The organism is Azonexus sp. (assembly GCF_036170495.1).
Taxonomy (GTDB): domain Bacteria; phylum Pseudomonadota; class Gammaproteobacteria; order Burkholderiales; family Rhodocyclaceae; genus Azonexus.
Map to the genome: position 1 here is coordinate 1 of NZ_JAVHPH010000234.1, position 16,421 is coordinate 16,421.

Consider the following 16,421-nt stretch of genomic DNA (forward strand, 5'->3'; position numbering starts at 1 on the left):
CGACAATCGTTGATCACGGCGCGCGCCACCGATTGCAGCAGGATGCGGTCCTCGCTCGAAATCTGTTCGGCCAGCCGCACGAAAATGCCGCCCGGCTTGTCGATGACGCTGGCCTCAATGCCCGAGGCGATCAGTCCCATGATCTGATCCTGCAGCCGCTGGCGGTAGCCGGCGTGGTCCTCGTTCCAGATCACCAGATCGACGACCAGCCCTTTGAGGCGCCAGTAGGCGTGGGCCTGAACCAGCTGGCGGACGAGGTCGATATTGGCCGCGTCGCCGATCTGCAGCAGGACGATGGGCAGGTCGCCGGAAATGGCGTAGCCCCAGAGGCCGGACTGGCCGCGCTGGTTGCGGATGAGCACCGACGCATCGGCCCGCAGCGAGGCATTGGCATGGATGACCGAACTGGCCAGGCGGGCGTAAAGCTGGGCGTCGGCCTCGCTGGCGTTGAGCTGGCGGAGAACCACCTGGCTGTGCGTCCAGGTCAGTTCGAAGACGCGGTCGGCCAGATGCCGGTCCTGATATTTTTCGACCAGGCCGAGCGCCAAGGCGCGGTTTTCGGTGATACCGGTCACCACATCGATGGTCACCGACTGCTCGGGTTCGAGCACGATGCGATGGCGAATGGCGACGATGGGATCAAGCACCGAACCCGCCGTGCCGGACAGCTTGCCGGGTTCGGCCATGACCTGTGGCTGGGCCGTGCTATGGGTGCGGCCGATGAAGCGGGCGCGATCGGTTTCGTAGGAAACGGCGCCTGAAGCCGCGTCATGCACCGCCATCAGGTGCAGCATCCACGGCGCCTGCTCGGTGAGCGAACGCGGCCGCCGGGTGCACAGCACGGCGTTGCGCCCATGCAGGATTTCCGTCTGCACAAACAGGTTGCTGAAGGCCGGGTGCAGCTCGTCGGCCACCGCCGGCGCGATAACCACCTCGGCATAACTCGTCACTTCGATCTCGCGGCGCTGGCGTGAGCGGTTGGTGATGCGGGTCCGCCGCAGTTCGATGTCGTCCTCGGGCGAGACGACGATGTCGGTGTAGGTCTCGAACTCGCCGTCGTCGCCGTCGAGCGAATCACGCCGGCGGAATTCGGCGCGTCCTTCGGAAAAGATCGCCTCGTAATGATCCGGCCGTTTGAGCGTCGGCTGATAAGCCGTCGACCAGACGCTGCCGCTGGCCAGTTCGCGGATGTAGCAAAAGCTGCCCCAGTTGTCGCGGGTGCCATCTTCGCGCCAGCGCGTCACGGCCAGATCGTTCCAGCGGCTGTAGCCGCCGCCGGCATTGGTCACCATGACGTGGTAGCGGCCGTTCGACAGCAACTGGACTTCGGGCACCGGGGTATCCGGGGTGGTGAAGACGCGGATCGGCGTTTCGTCGCTGCTCGAATCCGAACGCGCATCGGCCAGTTCGGCCGTGTGCGAGAAGAGCGTCGTGGCCTTCGGAATGCGTTCCTGCAGCAGGAGCAGGATGGCCTGGAACAGCCGGTCGGCGACGAAGCGCCGCTGCATCGGCTGATTGAGCAGCAGATAGTCCAGGGCGAGCAGGCTCATGCCCTGGTGGTGGGCCATGAAGGAACGGACGACAACATGCGACTGGCCGCGCCGCTGGCGGGCCGGCGTGTAGTCGATGGCTTCGAAGAAGCCGTATTTGCCGACAAATCCCTCGTCAGCCATACGCTGCAGATTGAGGCAGGCCGCTTCCGGCGCCACCATCAGGGCCATCGCCGAGGCATAGGGAGCGATGACCAGATCCTCGGCCAGACCGCGTTTCAGCCCCAGCCCCGGCACGCCGAAGGCGCGGTACTGGTAGTTGAGATGGACATCGACGGTGTTGTAACCGGATTCCGATACCCCCCACGGCACGCCGCGCTGCTTGCCGTACTCGATCTGGCGCGCCACGGCGGCCTTGCAGGTCTGGTCGAGCAAGGTGTTCTCGTAATTGGGCATGACCAGCATCGGCATCAGGTACTCGAACATCGAGCCGCTCCACGACAGCAGCGCCGGTTCGCCGCCAGTGCCAGTGAGCAGACGGCCGAGCGAGAACCAGCTTTCCTGCGGCAACTGCCCCTGGGCGATGGCGACGAAGTTGCACAGCCGGGCCTCGGAGGCGAGCAGGTCGTAGTAGCTGGTATCGACGCGGCGTTCGGCGACGTTGTAGCCGATGGTCAGGAGGTGCCGTGTCTTGTCGAACAGGAAGTCGTAATCCATCTGCGCCAGTGCGCCGGATTGCTCGGCGAGGGCGTCGATCAGGGCGATGCGCTGGGTGGCGACGTTGCCGGCCAGGACAATCTTGCGGGATAGCTCGATCAGCCAGTTGCGCTGCTCGGCGTTAAGGTCCATCGCCAGATGCGTCTCGATATCAGGGCAACGCTCAGTCGCCAGCCGAGCCAGACCGCGCAGCGTCGGCAAGGCGGCCTCGCCGGCGATTCGGGCAAAAACTTCCAGCCCGGCCGGCGCTGGCGGCAGGCTCAGCCAGGGGGCGAGATGTTCGAGTTCAGTCTGCGCTTCGGCCAGTTGCTGAACGAGTGCCTTGGCCCATTCCGCTGCTTCGTTTTCGGGCAGGGATTCGTCGATCACCTGGCGGCTGGCTTCAACGTCGCCGAGCAACTCGCCAGCCCCTTCGCCCAATTGCCGCAGCAGGCGAGCCATGGCCGAAATGGTCGGCGGTGGATTCAGCATGGCCGTATCGAGCAGCTTGCGCCAGGCGCCCAGCGTACCGGCGACGGCTTCTTCGGCGCTCTCGGCGAGCAAGCCGAGCGTGTCGTTCAGTCCGGCCAGCAAGCGCGGCTGCAATATCGGCACATCGGCCAGTTCGAGCAGGCCGCCGCGCAGGGTGAGCAGATGCCCGGCCAGGTTGCCGCTGTCGACCGTCGAGACGTAGAGCAGCGGCAGCGGTTGCAGGGTCTGCGTGTCGTACCAGTTGTAGAAATGGCCGCGATAGCGCTCCAGTCCAGCCATGGTGCGCAGTGTGTTGGCGGTTCGTTCGAGCAGTTTGCCGGTAGGAATGTAGCCAAAATCCCAGGCGCTCAGGTTGGCCAGCAGGGCCATCCCCATATTGGTCGGCGAGGTGCGGTGAGCGACGGCGGCGACCCGGTATTCCTGATAATTGTCCGGGGCCAGCCAGTGATCGTCCGGACCAGCAAAATGCTCGAAGAAGGCCCAGGTGCGCCGGGCGATCCGGCGCAGGAAAAACCCCTGCTCGGCGGTCAGATGCGCCTTGTGGGCGGCCAGCGGGCGGCTCAGCCACCAGGCAATGAATGGTGAGCCCAGCCAGAGCAGCAGCACCGGCGCGGCGATGAACATCTCGACCGGACCGGCGAGCACCAGCCAGCTACCCAGCACGATGGCCAGCAACGGGCCGATCCACATGCTGCGCAGGCAGGCGACCAATTCGCTACGGCGGCGGCCGGCCAACTGGCGCTCGACCTCGCTCGACGGATTCCATTCGAGCAAACGACGATGCGAGACGAGCAGGCGCCAGGTGGTGCGGGCAATGGCATCGAGGCTGAAAAATGCTTCGTAGGGCAGACAGGCCAGTTCAAAGGCTAGCTGCCTGAAATGGCGCCAGGCCGAGCCGGCCACGGCGGCCAGATGCTGGCGGAACAGGATTTCGTCCGGCTTGCGAGTGGCGTCGAGCAAGGCGGCAAAAATCGGCGGCACGATCAGGATGCCGAGGATCGATAGCGTCCACCACGCCACCGGGGCGAGCACCGTCCAGCCGAGCACGAGCAGCACGCTCAGGGCGGCCGGGATGAGGCTGCGCCGCAGGTTGTCGATGAGCTTCCACTGCGACAGTGTCGATAGCGGATTGATATGCCGGCACGTGCCCTCGCCCGGCACATTGCCGAACAGCCAGCCGGCCAGTTGCCAGTCGCCACGCAGCCAGCGATGGCGGCGGATGACATCGGCCCGGTAGCTGGCCGGGCAATCTTCGTAGAGCTGCACGTCGCTGAGCAGGCCGGCCCGGGCGTAGCAGCCTTCGAGCAAATCGTGGCTGAGGATGCGGTTTTCCGGGAAACAGCCGCCCAGCGCGCGCTCGAACGCTTCGACGTCGTAGATGCCCTTGCCGATGAACGAGCCTTCGCCGAAGACATCCTGATAAACGTCGGACACGGCGCGGGTGTACGGGTCGATGCCGGGTTCGCCGCCGTAGAGCCGGGCAAGTAGCGAGCGGTTGGTGCCGGGCAGGCTGACGGCGACGCGCGGCTGCAGGATGCCGTAGCCGCTGACGACGCGCTGCAACGCGTCGTCGAATTTCGGACGATTGAGCGGATGCGCCATGGTGCCGACGAACTGGCGCGCCGTATCGCGCGGCAACTGGGTGTCGGTATCGAGCGTGATGACATAGCGCGTGCCGGCCAGCGCCGTGGTATCGCCGGCGATCAGCGAAAAGCCGTCGCGCCGGCCATTCATGAGCAGCGCATTGAGGTCGGCCAGCTTGCCGCGCTTGCGTTCGTAGCCCATCCACACGCGTTCCTGCGGATTCCAGCGACGCGGCCGGTGGAAGAGGAAAAAGATGCTTGCTACGACCACAGAATCAACGGCTGGCCCTAGGGTCAACCCGATTTTTTGCCCGAATTTGAAATTCAGTTCGTCGATCTTTTCGGCTGCCAGCTGCATCAGGGTGGCGTCTTCGGGCAGCGTTTCCTGCCCGGCATCGAGAAAATCGGTCAATAGCGCGAAGTGCAGGCTGGGATCGCGGTTGGCCAGGAAGCGGACTTCCAGCGCCTCGATCAGGCTGTCAATGCCGGCGGCGCTGGTCAGCATGGTCGGCACGACGACCAACGTTCGCGAGGCGGGCGGGATGCCCTCGGAGAAATCCATTTTCGGCAGCGGATGCGGAGCGACGAGCAAGCTGGCCGCCCAGTTCACCAGTGACACGGCCAGTTGGCTGGTCGCCAGCAGCGCCACCAGGCCGAGCAATATCATCGCCCACAGCGGCAAACCGGCCGGCATGGCGCGCATAACCAGGCTGCTGGCGAGCAGGCCGGCAATGACGGTAACGCCGCCCAGGTAGATGGTCAGCGGCATGCGACTCGCCGCCCGGCGAACGCTTTCGGGGAAAGTGTGACGAACCTCGATGGCACTTTCGAGCTGCGCCAGACCGGGGCCAATCAGGTAATAACCGACGTGCGCCCCCGGCCCGCCCGGCCCGTCCTGCGCTGTGCGAGCCAGTTCGAGCACGCGGGCGGCAAGCAGCCCCTCGGACAGATCGCTCTTGCGGGCAATCGCTTCGGTGGCATGGCGATAGCGGTCGCGTGTCGCGAAATCCATCGCGCCATAAACGCCACCGGGGTCGCCAAGCAGCGTCTGCTCGACGATGCTTTGCGTTTCGACGAAGGTCTGCCAATCCATCGCGCCGATGAAGCGCAGGCTGCCGATGCTGTTGCTGATCGAGACCTGATCGGCCGCCTGCAACTGGTTCTCGGTCTGCACCATCTGGGCGATGGTCAGGCCAGATTCGGCCAGATGCTGCTCGATCCAGGTCAGTGGCAGAGCCAGCGCCGGGCCGCGCCCTTGTAGGCGACGGGCCAGTTCGGCGACGAAGGCGCTGACCATGGGCGGATGTGAGCGCGCCATGTCGGCGATGGTCAGGATCAGGTTCTTCGGATCATGCTCGGCGGCCTCGATCATCCGGTCCGCCCAGAGCTCGGCCAGACCGCGCTCTTCCCAGCCAGCGGCGATGCTGACCCCGACCCGGCGCAGATTTTCGATGACGGCCAGACGCAGCATGATGGGGATCGCCCACAGCTCGCCGAGGCGCAGGTCGGTGACAGTCTGATAGGCGGCGACGAAGCGGCTCAGCGTTTCCGGATCGACCCGCCCGTCGCCGTGCGCGACCGTTTCCAGCGCAATGTCGTAAACGCGCGGATGGCCGGCCGATGGCCCGCTGGCCAGGCGCGGCAGTTCGCGGCTGTAGCCTTTGGGCAGGTGGCGCTTGGCAGTGCGGATCTGCTCTTCGATGAGGTAGAAGTTGTCGAGCAACCATTCGCCGGCCGGCGTGATCCGGCGTTTTTCGGTAGCGACGGAAGTCAGTCGGCGACAGACATCGACCAGCGTATTTTCATTGGCCGCCAGCCGGCTGAGTAGACGGTCGGAGACGGTGCCGGCGGCCAGCCGGTGCGCGGCGGCCAGCGCCTTGCCGTGCTGCGCCATCTGGTCGGCGCTGTACAGGGCGGCGCGCAGGGGCGCTTCTTCGGCGGCCTGGTTGGCCGACCATTCGGCATCCCTGATGCCTCTTCCCAACTGGCGAAATATTCCCAAGAGCGACTTGCCGGTTTTCAAATTGAGTAGCCTTTCCGGAAACACGCCTGAGGAGGGGAGGATAGGCATCGGCGACCAGTGCGTCGGTACGCTGGGACACATAAGCCGGGCAAATGGGGGGATTGCCCGGCGCGGAAACGACGAATTGATGCGTTATTTGCCTATGCGGCAATGCCCCGGGCATTCCCACGGTCAACCGGAAATAATGGCCAATTTTGAAATGATTAGCCGAGGCCGGCGATCAACTTTCTCGCACCAGCAAGCGCTCGAATTGCTCGGCCGGCAGGGGACGTCCGAGCAGGAAGCCCTGCCCTTCGTCGCATTGCAGCCTGCGCAGGAAGGCCAGTTGCGACTCGGTCTCGACGCCCTCGGCGATGACCCGCTGCTTGAGGCTTTTACCCATGCCGATCATGGCCTTGACGATGCTGGCATCGTCCTCATCGCTGTCGATATCCTGGACAAACGACTGGTCAATTTTCAGCGTATTGATCGGAAAGCGCTTGAGATAGCTCAGGCTCGAATAGCCGGTTCCGAAGTCGTCAATGGCCAGTTGCATGCCCATCGCCTTGAGCGATTCGAGCACCGATTCGGACGACTTGGCGTCATGCATCAGGATGCTTTCGGTCAGCTCCAGTTCGAGATAACTGGGCAACATGCCGGTTTCCCTGAGGATCGTCGCGACACCGTCAAGAAAGTTCTTGTGGCGAAACTCGACGGCCGAAATATTGACCGAAACGGGCACGGCCAGCAGCCCGGAATCCTGCCAGGCGCAAACCTGCCGGCAGGCTTCACGCAGCACCCAGCTGCCGATCGGCACGATGAGCCCGGACTCTTCGGCAATCGGCACGAACTGGTTCGGATAAACCAGGCCGTGCTCCGGATCCAGCCAGCGGATCAGCGCTTCGCTGCCGATCATCAGGCCGCTGGCCAGATCGATCTTGGGCTGGTAATAAAGCTGGAACTCGCCCTGCTTCAAGGCGCGGCGCAGGTTGCCTTCGATGAACAGGCGGCGCACGGCGCGGGTGTTCATCTCTGTCGTGAAAAACTGGTAATTGTTCCGGCCGTTGGCCTTGGCGTGATACATCGCAGTGTCGGCATTCTTCATCACCTCATCGGCATCCTGCCCGTCATTCGGGTAGATGCTGATGCCGATGCTCAGCGTCACGTGCAGCTCGTTGCCGCAAATCACACACGGGTCGGCGAAAGCCCCCAGAATCTTTTCGGCGACCGGCGCCGCATCGGACGCCTGCTCGATTTCGGTGAGCAGGACGACAAACTCGTCGCCACCCTGCCGGCAAACCGTGTCGGTGTCGCGAACGCAGAGCTTCAGGCGCTCGGCCACCATTTGCAGCAACAGGTCGCCAACGGCGTGGCCGAGTGAATCGTTGATGTGCTTGAAATAGTCGAGGTCGATAAACATCATCGCGACCCGTTTGCTGTGCCGGCGGGCCTGACCGATGGCCCGCGAAAGGCGCTCGGTGAGCAGGACCCGATTGGGCAGGCCGGTCAGGAAATCGTGCTGGGCCAGATGGGCCATTTTGAGCGCCATGGTCCGCGACTCGCTGACGTCGTGAAAAACGATGACGGCACCGGCCACCTGACCATCCCGGTTATGGATGGGCGCCGCCGAATCCTCGATGGCCGATTCATAGCCGTCGCGGCGCAGCAGAATGCTGTCGGCCGCCAGCCCGACCGTGCGGTTCTCCCGGATGGCCAGTTGCGCCGGATTCGGTGCTGCCTGGCGTGTCGTCCCGTCGACGATCCGGAACACCTCCGACAAGGGGCGCCCGATGGCGTTTTCCCGCGACCAGCCGGTCATCATCTCGGCCACGTGGTTGAGGTAAGTCACGTTGCCAGACAGGCTGGTGGTCAGGACGGCGTCGCCAATCGAATTGAGCGTGACCTGGGCGCGCTCCTTTTCCTCGAACATGGCATCTTCGGCCGCCTTGCGTTCGGTAATGTCCTCGACGATCTGGACATAGCCGCGCGGCTGCAAGCCGTCGAGCATGGCCGCTGCATTGAGCCGGGTCCAGACAATGCTGCCGTCGGCCCGCAGAAAACGCGCCTTCGTCGTGAATTTAGCCTCGCCGAGTGCCGCCGCCCGCCATTCGACCAAAACGCGCTCGCGGTCATCGGGATGAATCGCCATGCGCCAGTTGGTACCCAGCGTCTGCTCAAGGCTGAGGCCGGATATCGTGTGATACGCCTCGTTGGTATAGACGCATTCGCCATGAACGTCCGAGACAAAGATGCCGAGCGGCGAAGCATCGCTCATGGCGCGGAAGCGCGCTTCACTGAGGGTCAATGCCTGCCGGGTGGTCTTGCGCTCGATCAGGTAGTCGAGGGTGCGCGGCAACCAGTGGGCATCGACCTGATCCTTGACGAGATAGTCGTCGGCGCCGTTCTGCACGGCCAGTCGGGCGGTTTCCTCATCTTCTTCCGAGCTCAGGATGATGATCAGCGCCTCGGGCGCCGCCTGCGAGACCTGCTCGAAAACCGCGATGCCCTGGCCGTCGGGCAGGCTGAGGTCGAGCAGGATGATCGCGAAACTTGCCTTGGCCAGAATGCCCAAGGCTTCGGACAGGCCGGTCGCCCGCTCGATCTGATACGGCTTTCCGCCCTTGCGGGCCAGCGCGGCTTCAATCAGCCTGGCCTCGTCGGCATCATCTTCAATCAGGAGAACATCTTTCATCATCTGCTCCTGCCGCAATCGAAAAGCGGGCCTTGGCTATTCGTGGGCAAGCGGTTTTTCCGTGAACAGGTATTCCCTGAGCTGTCCGGAAAACCGCTCGTCCTGGCGCTGTATCCAGGCCAGAAGCATGGCGGCGTGCTCCTTTTCCTCATCGCGGTTGTGTTCGAGGATGCTTTTCAACTCGCTGTCCTGGCAGGCAGCGGTGCGCTGGTTGTACCAGTCGACCGCTTCCAGTTCCTCCATCAGGGAAACCAGCGCCCGATGCATGTCGCGGGTTTCGGCGGGTAGTTCATCGACGGGTTCGTGATAACCGACACTGGACATGGGTGGCTCCTGACTGATGTTGGGGTGGTCGATGAATAATCAGCGGCGGCTGATCAAGGCGCCGATAAAGACGCCAACCGCCGCAGCGACGCCGACGATCTTCCAGGGATTGTTGTGAACGTACGCATCGGTCGCATTGGCGGCGCCGCAGGCTTTGTCCGAAATGGCGTGGCGCGTTGCCGAAAACTCTTCACTGACGGTGTGACCGGCGTCCTTGAGCAGATGGTCGGCCTTGCCAACGATTCCCTTGATATCCCTGACCAGCATGTCCTTGGTGCTTTCAGTCGGCGCGGCGGTGGTGATGATTTCTGTAGTCATGATTTCTCCTGATCTCTGCAATGGTGGCCTGGAGAGAAAGACGGGCCACCTGGCAGGCTGCCCTTTTCATTCCTCTGACATGAATCTTGGTCACACCCCAATGCCGGGTCTGTGCGCTGGCGAACAGAAGTTTGTCATGGCCTCCGTAACATGATCAGCACGACATGGATCGTTCATGTCCGGCAACATTTAGGAGAAAAAGATGACCCTCGGAACCATCCTGCTGATCGTTCTTGTCCTGCTATTGATCGGCGCCATTCCAAGCTGGCCGCACAGCCGGGGCTGGGGTTACGCCCCGAGCGGTGGCATCGGACTGGTGCTGACCATCCTGCTCATCCTGATCCTGCTCGGCAAGATCTAGCCAAAACCACACCGGAGAAACCACCACATGAAGCAAAACAAAACCACTCTGATCGCCATTTCCCTGCTCCTCGCTCTCGGACTGAGCGCCTGCGACAAGCCAGGCCCGGCCGAACAGGCCGGCAAGAAAATCGATGAGGTCGCCAGCGACACCAGCAAGAAGGTCAGCGAAACCGTCGACAAGGTCGAAAACAAGATGACCGAACAAGGCGCCAAGAGCGCCCAATCCTGGGATGACACCGAAATCACCGCCAGGGTCAAAGCCGAGTTTCTCGGCGAACCCGGCCTGAAGTCACTGCAAATCAGTGTCGATACCATCAAGGGTGTGGTCACGCTGACCGGCACGGTCGATTCGAAAGCCAACAGCGACAAGGCCAAGGCCCGCGCAATGGCGATCAATGGCGTCCGGGACGTGGTTAACCAACTCGTCGTCACCTCGGCCAAATAAGGTCGAAGCACTCACCTGCATTGAAGGAGAAAATCATGGAACTGCACAAGGAATACAAGGAAAAGATGGGCGCGCAACTCAAGGAGTGGAACGCCCAGGTCAATCTGCTCGAAGCCAAAATCGACAACTTCACGGCCGACATGAAAATCATGAAGGCGGAAGAGATTCAGGCCCTGCGCGCCAAGCAGCGCACCGCTACCGACAAGATGAAGGAACTCGGCAAGGCCAGCGGCGAAGCCTGGGACCAGGTCAGGGTAACTGCCGACAAGATGTGGGACGACCTGAAAACCGGACTGACTGACGCCCAGTCGAAATTCAAATAAGCATGCAATTCGGCGCCTTCGGGCGCTTTTTTATCGGCCATAAGCGGGCAATGAACACCCTCGCTGGCGCCATTTTTTGCAACGGAGAAAGACCATGCGCAAACAACTGATTGTCCTGGGAATATTGCTCCAATTTGCCCTTCCAGCGCCGGCTCAGGTCAGCTTCGGCTTTGGTTTCCAGACCGACAACATCAGTATCAGCCTGTCGACCTATCCGAATCTGGTCCGCGTGCCCGGCTACCCGGTCTATTACGCCTCAGGCTTAAATTCGAACTATTTCTTCTACGACGGCATGTACTGGGTCTTCGAGACCGATCGCTGGTATTCGAGCTCCTGGTACAACGGGCCCTGGATGATGGTCGATCCCGAATTCATACCGCTCTACCTGCTGCGCGTACCGGTCCGCTATTACCGCAGCCCGCCGGCCTTCTTCGTCGGCTGGCAAGCCAATTCGCCACCGCGTTGGGGCGACCACTGGGGCAACGACTGGGCGCAGCACAGAAGCGGCTGGGATCGCTGGAACCGCCGCGCCATGCCGGCACCCGCCCCGCTGCCGACCTATCAGCGCAAATACACCGGAGATCGTTATCCGTCCCGCGATCAGCAGCCGGTATTGCAGCAACGGAACTATCGCCACGAAGCCCGTGATCCGCTGGTTCGCCAGCAATCCCAGGCAGCACGGCCAACGAGGAGCCAGCCCGAACAGGCCCCGCGAGGAAGGGAAGAGTCGCAGCAAAGGAAAAATCCTGAGCCGTCGGCAGCGCCACCACGCCCCGCGCCTGCCGTCCGCCAGGAAGCCCCGGCCGCTCCGCAGGCACGGCAGCCGCAGCGAGAACGGGAACGGGAAATTTCGGAGCAGAGACAACCGCCGGCCGCTCCTCGTGTCGAGCAACGCTCCGCCCCCCGCGATAACCCGCAGCCACAACGCGAGCCAAACCGCGAAAACATGCGGCCACAGGCTGAACCAAACCAGCAACGCGGGCAGCCGTCAAACGAGGCCAGGCCGGCTCCTCGCCAGCCGGAAGCAGGACAGCACCCAGGGCAGCGCTCAGGGCAACAACGGGAACGAGATGATTCTGACGAGCGCGGTCAGGGACGCGGAAGATAAGACAGCCTTCCAAGCCATTGGAATCGGATAGCTGACCTTCGCTTCCTCGGAACCTTGCCTCTCAAGAGGCAAGGCGGAGGGCCACCGGTCGAACTGCTTGTTCAGTCCTGGCCATCAGTTCCATGGTCATTTTCTGTTCATCTTCGGACTGCAATGCAATTTGAAAGGCGTATTGCCAGAACTGCGTCAGATTATCGATATGAATCTCACGCCCTTCTACCGACAGCAGTCCACAGGCTGAAAGGTCATGAAGAATTCGGGAAAAATGTTCCTGCGTAAGATTCAGGCATGAGGCGATGACGCCTTTGCTGGTCGGCAGGTGGATGATCAACCGCGTTTGCCTTGCCTTGGACACGTTGCTCTGGGTGCTGCCTTGCCGCATAACCGGAAGCGGCGGATTGGCGCGCAATGCTTCACGAGCCAGATAATTGATCACGCGTTCCCGACCGGTGTGCATGGAGTAGGACTCGACGTCGTGAATCAGCCCGGAGACACTTCGCGACAAGTTGTCGATGACTTGGCGAGCAAAGGATCGATTGCTCTCCAATGCATACAGAATATTGGCCTTGGCAATGTGCAAAAGCATGCATTCATTCAAGGTCTGGGCAAATACCTGATGGTTTTTCCCCTGAAACAGACTGGATTCGCCAAGCGTTTGCATTTGACCGAAGACATCCAGAATCTTCTCGTTGCCCAGCGGAGAAGAAAAATAGAGCTTTACCTGTCCGTAGACGATGACCAGAAGTCCGCTGCAAACCTCATCCTTGCGAAACAGCATCTCGCCACGTGCCGCATATATCTTGCGCGCACCAACACTCATTTCCGTTAACTCATCGGAACTGAGCCCATCGAACAGGGGTACGCGCGAGATCAACGAATTGATTGAAGACGACTTGTGGGCACAATCCATTCAATGAACTCCCATACAGACTACGGGACAGGTTCAACAGCAGATTGCAAATATCCAAAAATATCTAAAGAATCCTGCCGCCCCGGATCACGCGAAGCAGGATGGCAACGATGGCGATGACCAGCAGGATGTGGATGAGTCCACCGGCGGTGTAGGCGGTAAGCAGTCCGAGCAGCCACAGAATGATCAGGACAACGGCGATCGTGTAGAGCATGGTGTTTCTCCTTTGGTGACTGGTTTCAAGGCGCAAACAGCCACTTGATCTCTTCAATTTGCGCGACTCGGGGAGCGGGCAAGGACACGCCCGCCCTCGCCCCGATTACGCCTGCACTACGCAGGCATTCCTGAACTTAACGCTTGATGCGGCTGATCTTGGTGCCTTCGATACTCAGGCTGGCCATCAGGCCCTGCTGGTCGAAGATGAAGGCATAGGCGTCGTCCTTGAGTGTCGAGGTCGACAGGTTCTTGGCGACACCTTCATTGACGACGACGACGGTTGGGCCGACACCGAATTCCCAGCCCTTGGACTGATCGAGGTATTTGACGGCCTTGTCGCTCATCAGGAAGACGACGTAGCCGTAGGATTCAGCGCCGGCTTGCCAGCCCCAGGAGGCAGACACGGAGTTGTAGTAGCCGGACTGCTTGCCGCTCTTGGTCAGCACGCCTTCGCCGTAGCTACCGCCGAAGACCAGCCCGGCTTTGAGAATCTTGGGGAAGACGAGGATGCCCTTGGCTTTCTTGGCAAGGCTTTCGGCCACCGGGTTGGTTTTGTAGAGCGATTGCAGTGCCTGGGCGGCATCCTTGTCAAGATCTTCCGCGCTGGCAGCCATCGCCTGGCTACTCAATGTACCCATGGAAAAAGCGGTGGCAGTGATGAGAAGAAGGTTTTTCAAAACGTGGCGTCTGGTAGTCATGATCTTGTCCTGTCCGTATTGGGTTGATTGGAAATGAAGCGGTCGACACCGAGGCGCACAGCACAGCTCTCTCGGGCATGCCCCATGAATCGATGCTTGAGCTTAGGAGCATGGCCGCCCCGATACCGTTCGCTGGCGCACATAGGCGAGGCTTGCATGGGCTACACTGAAGCTGGCTGCCAGATGTTCAGGCGCGAGCGTGCGCCAACACACGGAAAACCGGCCGTAAAGTGGCTATATGTTGAACCTTCAACCGAGCGCCCAGACCCATGATCGAACCGCTATTACTTGCCGCCGCCCGTATCTCGACTTTCAACGAGAAAGTCTTGCTGACCAACGCCAGCGGGTTTTTCTTCAAGCGCAACGAGCGTCTATATCTGGTGACCAGTCGCCACGTGGTGTTCGACAAGAAGAGCAAGCATTTCCCAACCCGAATGGAGATCGAGTTGCACACCAATGCGGCGAATATCGCCGAATCGACCGGCTTTTCCATTCCCCTCTACCGCGATGGCAAAAGCCTCTGGCGCCAGGGGCTGGACGCGGCGGGTGAGGTTGACGTGGCGGTCATCGAGATCAACCGCAAGGCCCTGCCCAAGACGGCGGTTTTTCGTGCCTTCAGCCCGCGACACCTGTTGACCAGTCTGGATCATGTCGAAGTCGGCTCATCATTGCTCATCGTCGGCTTCCCGCTCGGTTTTCACGATGCGCTGCACCACACGCCGGTGGTCCGCCATGCCATCATCGCCTCGGCATTCGGCATGCGCTTTCAGGGCGAAGGTTTCTTTCTGACCGATGCACGCACCCATCGTGGCAGCAGCGGCGCGCCGGTCGTCATGCGCATTGCCCAGACAACGCCGGCCCACGGTGATCTGCCGTGGATGCTGCTGGGCATCCATTCGTCCCGCTTCGATGTCGGCAATCGCGATCTGGTTGAGGACGAGGCGCTGGGACTGAACGGCGCCTGGTACGCCGATATCCTGCTCAAGCTGACGGACGGCTGAAAAGCCGGGTTCAGCGCCCGACCCTGGTCAGGTTTCTGCCCGCAGGCCGCGCAATATTTTCTGATAGGCCTCGGCAAACAGCCGCACGCCGTCCAGCTGCAGGCTATCTCCGACAGCGCTCAGGTCGATGCCCAGTTCGATCAGCGCCTGAATGTGGATCTGCGCTTCGTCCAGCCCTTCCGTCAATTTGTTGGCGACCTGGCCGTGTTTCCGGAAAGCGGCCAGCGTCGCGTCGGGCAGCGTGTTGATGCTTTCCGGACCGATCAGCGGTTCAACATAAAGCACGTCGCTGTACGCTAGATTCTTGCTGCCGGTGCTGGCCCACAGCGGCGTCTGCGGCCGTATGCCGGCCATCCGCAACAGGGCAAAATCCGGGCCGTGAAAAATATCCCGGTAGCGGCCATGGCAGCATTTGGCCAGGGCAACACCGGATCGTCCGCTGAGCCGCGCGGCGTGCATGGTACCAAGTGTTTCGAGACGTTTATCAACCAGGGTATCGACGCGGCTCAGGAAGACACTGGCCACCGAACGCAAGTGCCGGGCTTGCCCGCCGCTTTCCAGCCAGCGAATGGCCCCGCGCAGGTAGGCTTGGACGACCGCTTCATACTGGGCCAGTGAAAAGATCAGGGTGACGTTTACCGAGATGCCTTCCACGGTCAACCGGAAAAAAGCCTCAATTCCGGAAGGTGTCGCCGGGACTTTGATCAGCACATTGTCGAGGCCGACCAGGGCACGCAAACGGCGTGCTGCGGCAACGGTGCCGAGCGTATCGTTGGCCAGTGCCGGCGATACTTCGAGGCTGACATAACCGGTTTCGCCCCGACTTTCGCGAAAGGCCGGCAGCAACATGGCGCAGGCAGCCCGGATATCGGCAATGACCAGCGATTCGTAACATGCCTCTGCATCGTGCCCGGCGCCGCGCAGGCGTTCCAGATCCTCACGGTAATAGGTGCCGTTGGCGATGGCTTTTTCGAAAATGGATGGATTCGAGGTCACGCCATCGATGCCATCCTCGTTGATCAGGCGCTGCAGGCCGCCCTCACGAAGCAAGGTGCGCGACAGATTGTCGAGCCAGATGTGCTGGCCGAGCGCCTTGAGCGCCAGAAGCGGGTTGGTGCTCCTGGATTTATTCATGACTTCGCTCCCGACCACTGCCATTCGAGGATTTCCGGCATGTCTTCGCCGTGTTCGAGGATGTATTGCGCGTGCTCGTTGAGCTTGTCGCGCATCGCCTGCTTGATGTGCGCCGCCTGCGCCTGCAGCTTGGGTACCCGGCTGGCGACGTCCATGACCAGATGGAAGCGGTCGAGGGTGTTGAGAACGACCATGTCGAACGGCGTCGTCGTCGTGCCCTCCTCCTTGTAGCCGCGCACGTGCAACCTTGCGTGATTGGTCCGTCGGTAGGTCAGCCGGTGGATCAGCCACGGGTAGCCGTGGTAGGCGAAGATGATCGGCTTGTCGGCCGTGAACAGCGAGTCGAATTCGTCGCTAGCCAGGCCGTGCGGGTGCTCCTCCTGTGGTTGCAGGGTCATCAGGTCGACGACGTTGATGTAGCGGATTTTCAGGGTCGGCGCCAGTTTGTGCAGGATGTCGATGGCGGCGAGCATTTCCAGCGTCGGCACATCGCCGGCCGAAACGAGCACGATATCCGGCTCGCCCGGCTGGTCGGTGCAGGCCCATTCCCACAGGCCGATACCGGCGCTGACGTGGTTGATCGCCGCTTCCATGTCGAGCCACTGCCAGTCCGGCTGCTTGCCGGC

The 16,421-nt window shown here is 61.7% G+C and carries 14 protein-coding genes; 5 read left to right on the forward strand and 9 right to left on the reverse strand.

The genetic code is table 11. From position 1 onward, the window contains the following. From ADADOO_RS08005 to ADADOO_RS08020, 4 genes are all read right to left on the reverse strand, one after another. The coding region (locus ADADOO_RS08005; RefSeq protein WP_511276527.1) for a glucoamylase family protein at nt 1-6,332 on the reverse strand (6,332 nt) is incomplete at its 3' end. Nucleotides 6,333-6,504: 172 nt separating this feature from the next. Beyond that, entirely contained in the window at nt 6,505-8,955 is a 2,451-nt protein-coding gene (locus ADADOO_RS08010; RefSeq protein ID WP_511276529.1) for an EAL domain-containing protein, read from the reverse strand. Nucleotides 8,956-8,991: 36 nt separating this feature from the next. Further along, the gene (locus ADADOO_RS08015; RefSeq protein WP_511276530.1) at nt 8,992-9,279 is read right to left on the reverse strand and encodes a ferritin family protein; all 288 of its coding nucleotides are present in this window, start codon (nt 9,277-9,279) and stop codon (nt 8,992-8,994) included. A gap of 39 nt (nt 9,280-9,318) precedes the next feature. Further along, nucleotides 9,319-9,597 carry an ElaB/YgaM/YqjD family protein gene (locus ADADOO_RS08020; RefSeq protein WP_511276532.1) on the reverse strand — a complete coding sequence of 93 codons (279 nt, stop codon included), beginning with the start codon at nt 9,595-9,597 and terminating at the stop codon, nt 9,319-9,321. A 202-nt stretch (nt 9,598-9,799) separates the two neighbouring features. On the opposite strand from ADADOO_RS08020, the gene ADADOO_RS08025 reads away from it, so the two are divergent. The 4 genes from ADADOO_RS08025 (at nt 9,800) to ADADOO_RS08040 (ending at nt 11,836) form a co-directional block, all read left to right on the forward strand. Then, nucleotides 9,800-9,958 carry a DUF3309 family protein gene (locus ADADOO_RS08025; RefSeq protein ID WP_511276534.1) on the forward strand — a complete coding sequence of 53 codons (159 nt, stop codon included), beginning with the start codon at nt 9,800-9,802 and terminating at the stop codon, nt 9,956-9,958. Nucleotides 9,959-9,985: 27 nt separating this feature from the next. Further along, nucleotides 9,986-10,405 (forward strand): BON domain-containing protein, encoded by a 420-nt coding sequence (locus ADADOO_RS08030; protein WP_511276535.1) that lies wholly within the window; start codon nt 9,986-9,988, stop codon nt 10,403-10,405. A gap of 35 nt (nt 10,406-10,440) precedes the next feature. Next, the gene (locus ADADOO_RS08035) at nt 10,441-10,728 is read left to right on the forward strand and encodes a sll1863 family stress response protein (protein WP_511276537.1); all 288 of its coding nucleotides are present in this window, start codon (nt 10,441-10,443) and stop codon (nt 10,726-10,728) included. A 94-nt stretch (nt 10,729-10,822) separates the two neighbouring features. Further along, nucleotides 10,823-11,836, forward strand: coding sequence for a hypothetical protein (locus ADADOO_RS08040; protein WP_511276538.1), 1,014 nt, complete (start codon nt 10,823-10,825; stop codon nt 11,834-11,836). A 61-nt stretch (nt 11,837-11,897) separates the two neighbouring features. Here the strand turns inward: ADADOO_RS08040 and ADADOO_RS08045 are convergent, their stop codons facing one another. The 3 genes from ADADOO_RS08045 to ADADOO_RS08055 form a co-directional block, all read right to left on the reverse strand. Further along, entirely contained in the window at nt 11,898-12,746 is an 849-nt protein-coding gene (locus tag ADADOO_RS08045) for a Crp/Fnr family transcriptional regulator (protein WP_511276540.1), read from the reverse strand. Nucleotides 12,747-12,810: 64 nt separating this feature from the next. Continuing rightward, complete coding sequence (locus ADADOO_RS08050) at nt 12,811-12,960, reverse strand: lmo0937 family membrane protein (protein WP_511276542.1); 150 nt, start codon at nt 12,958-12,960, stop codon at nt 12,811-12,813. A gap of 136 nt (nt 12,961-13,096) precedes the next feature. Further along, the gene (locus ADADOO_RS08055; RefSeq protein WP_511276544.1) at nt 13,097-13,660 is read right to left on the reverse strand and encodes a lipid-binding SYLF domain-containing protein; all 564 of its coding nucleotides are present in this window, start codon (nt 13,658-13,660) and stop codon (nt 13,097-13,099) included. A 269-nt stretch (nt 13,661-13,929) separates the two neighbouring features. Between ADADOO_RS08055 and ADADOO_RS08060 the strand changes: the two genes are divergently transcribed. Further along, nucleotides 13,930-14,661 (forward strand): S1 family peptidase, encoded by a 732-nt coding sequence (locus ADADOO_RS08060; RefSeq protein WP_511276546.1) that lies wholly within the window; start codon nt 13,930-13,932, stop codon nt 14,659-14,661. Between the two features lie 27 nt (nt 14,662-14,688). Here the strand turns inward: ADADOO_RS08060 and tal are convergent, their stop codons facing one another. Beyond that, entirely contained in the window at nt 14,689-15,795 is a 1,107-nt protein-coding gene (gene tal, locus ADADOO_RS08065; RefSeq protein ID WP_511276548.1) for a transaldolase, read from the reverse strand. Then, nucleotides 15,792-16,421 (reverse strand): phosphoketolase family protein (locus ADADOO_RS08070; protein ID WP_511276549.1); only part of this gene is annotated, 630 nt, incomplete at its 5' end. The genes ADADOO_RS08070 and tal, both read right to left, overlap by 4 nt.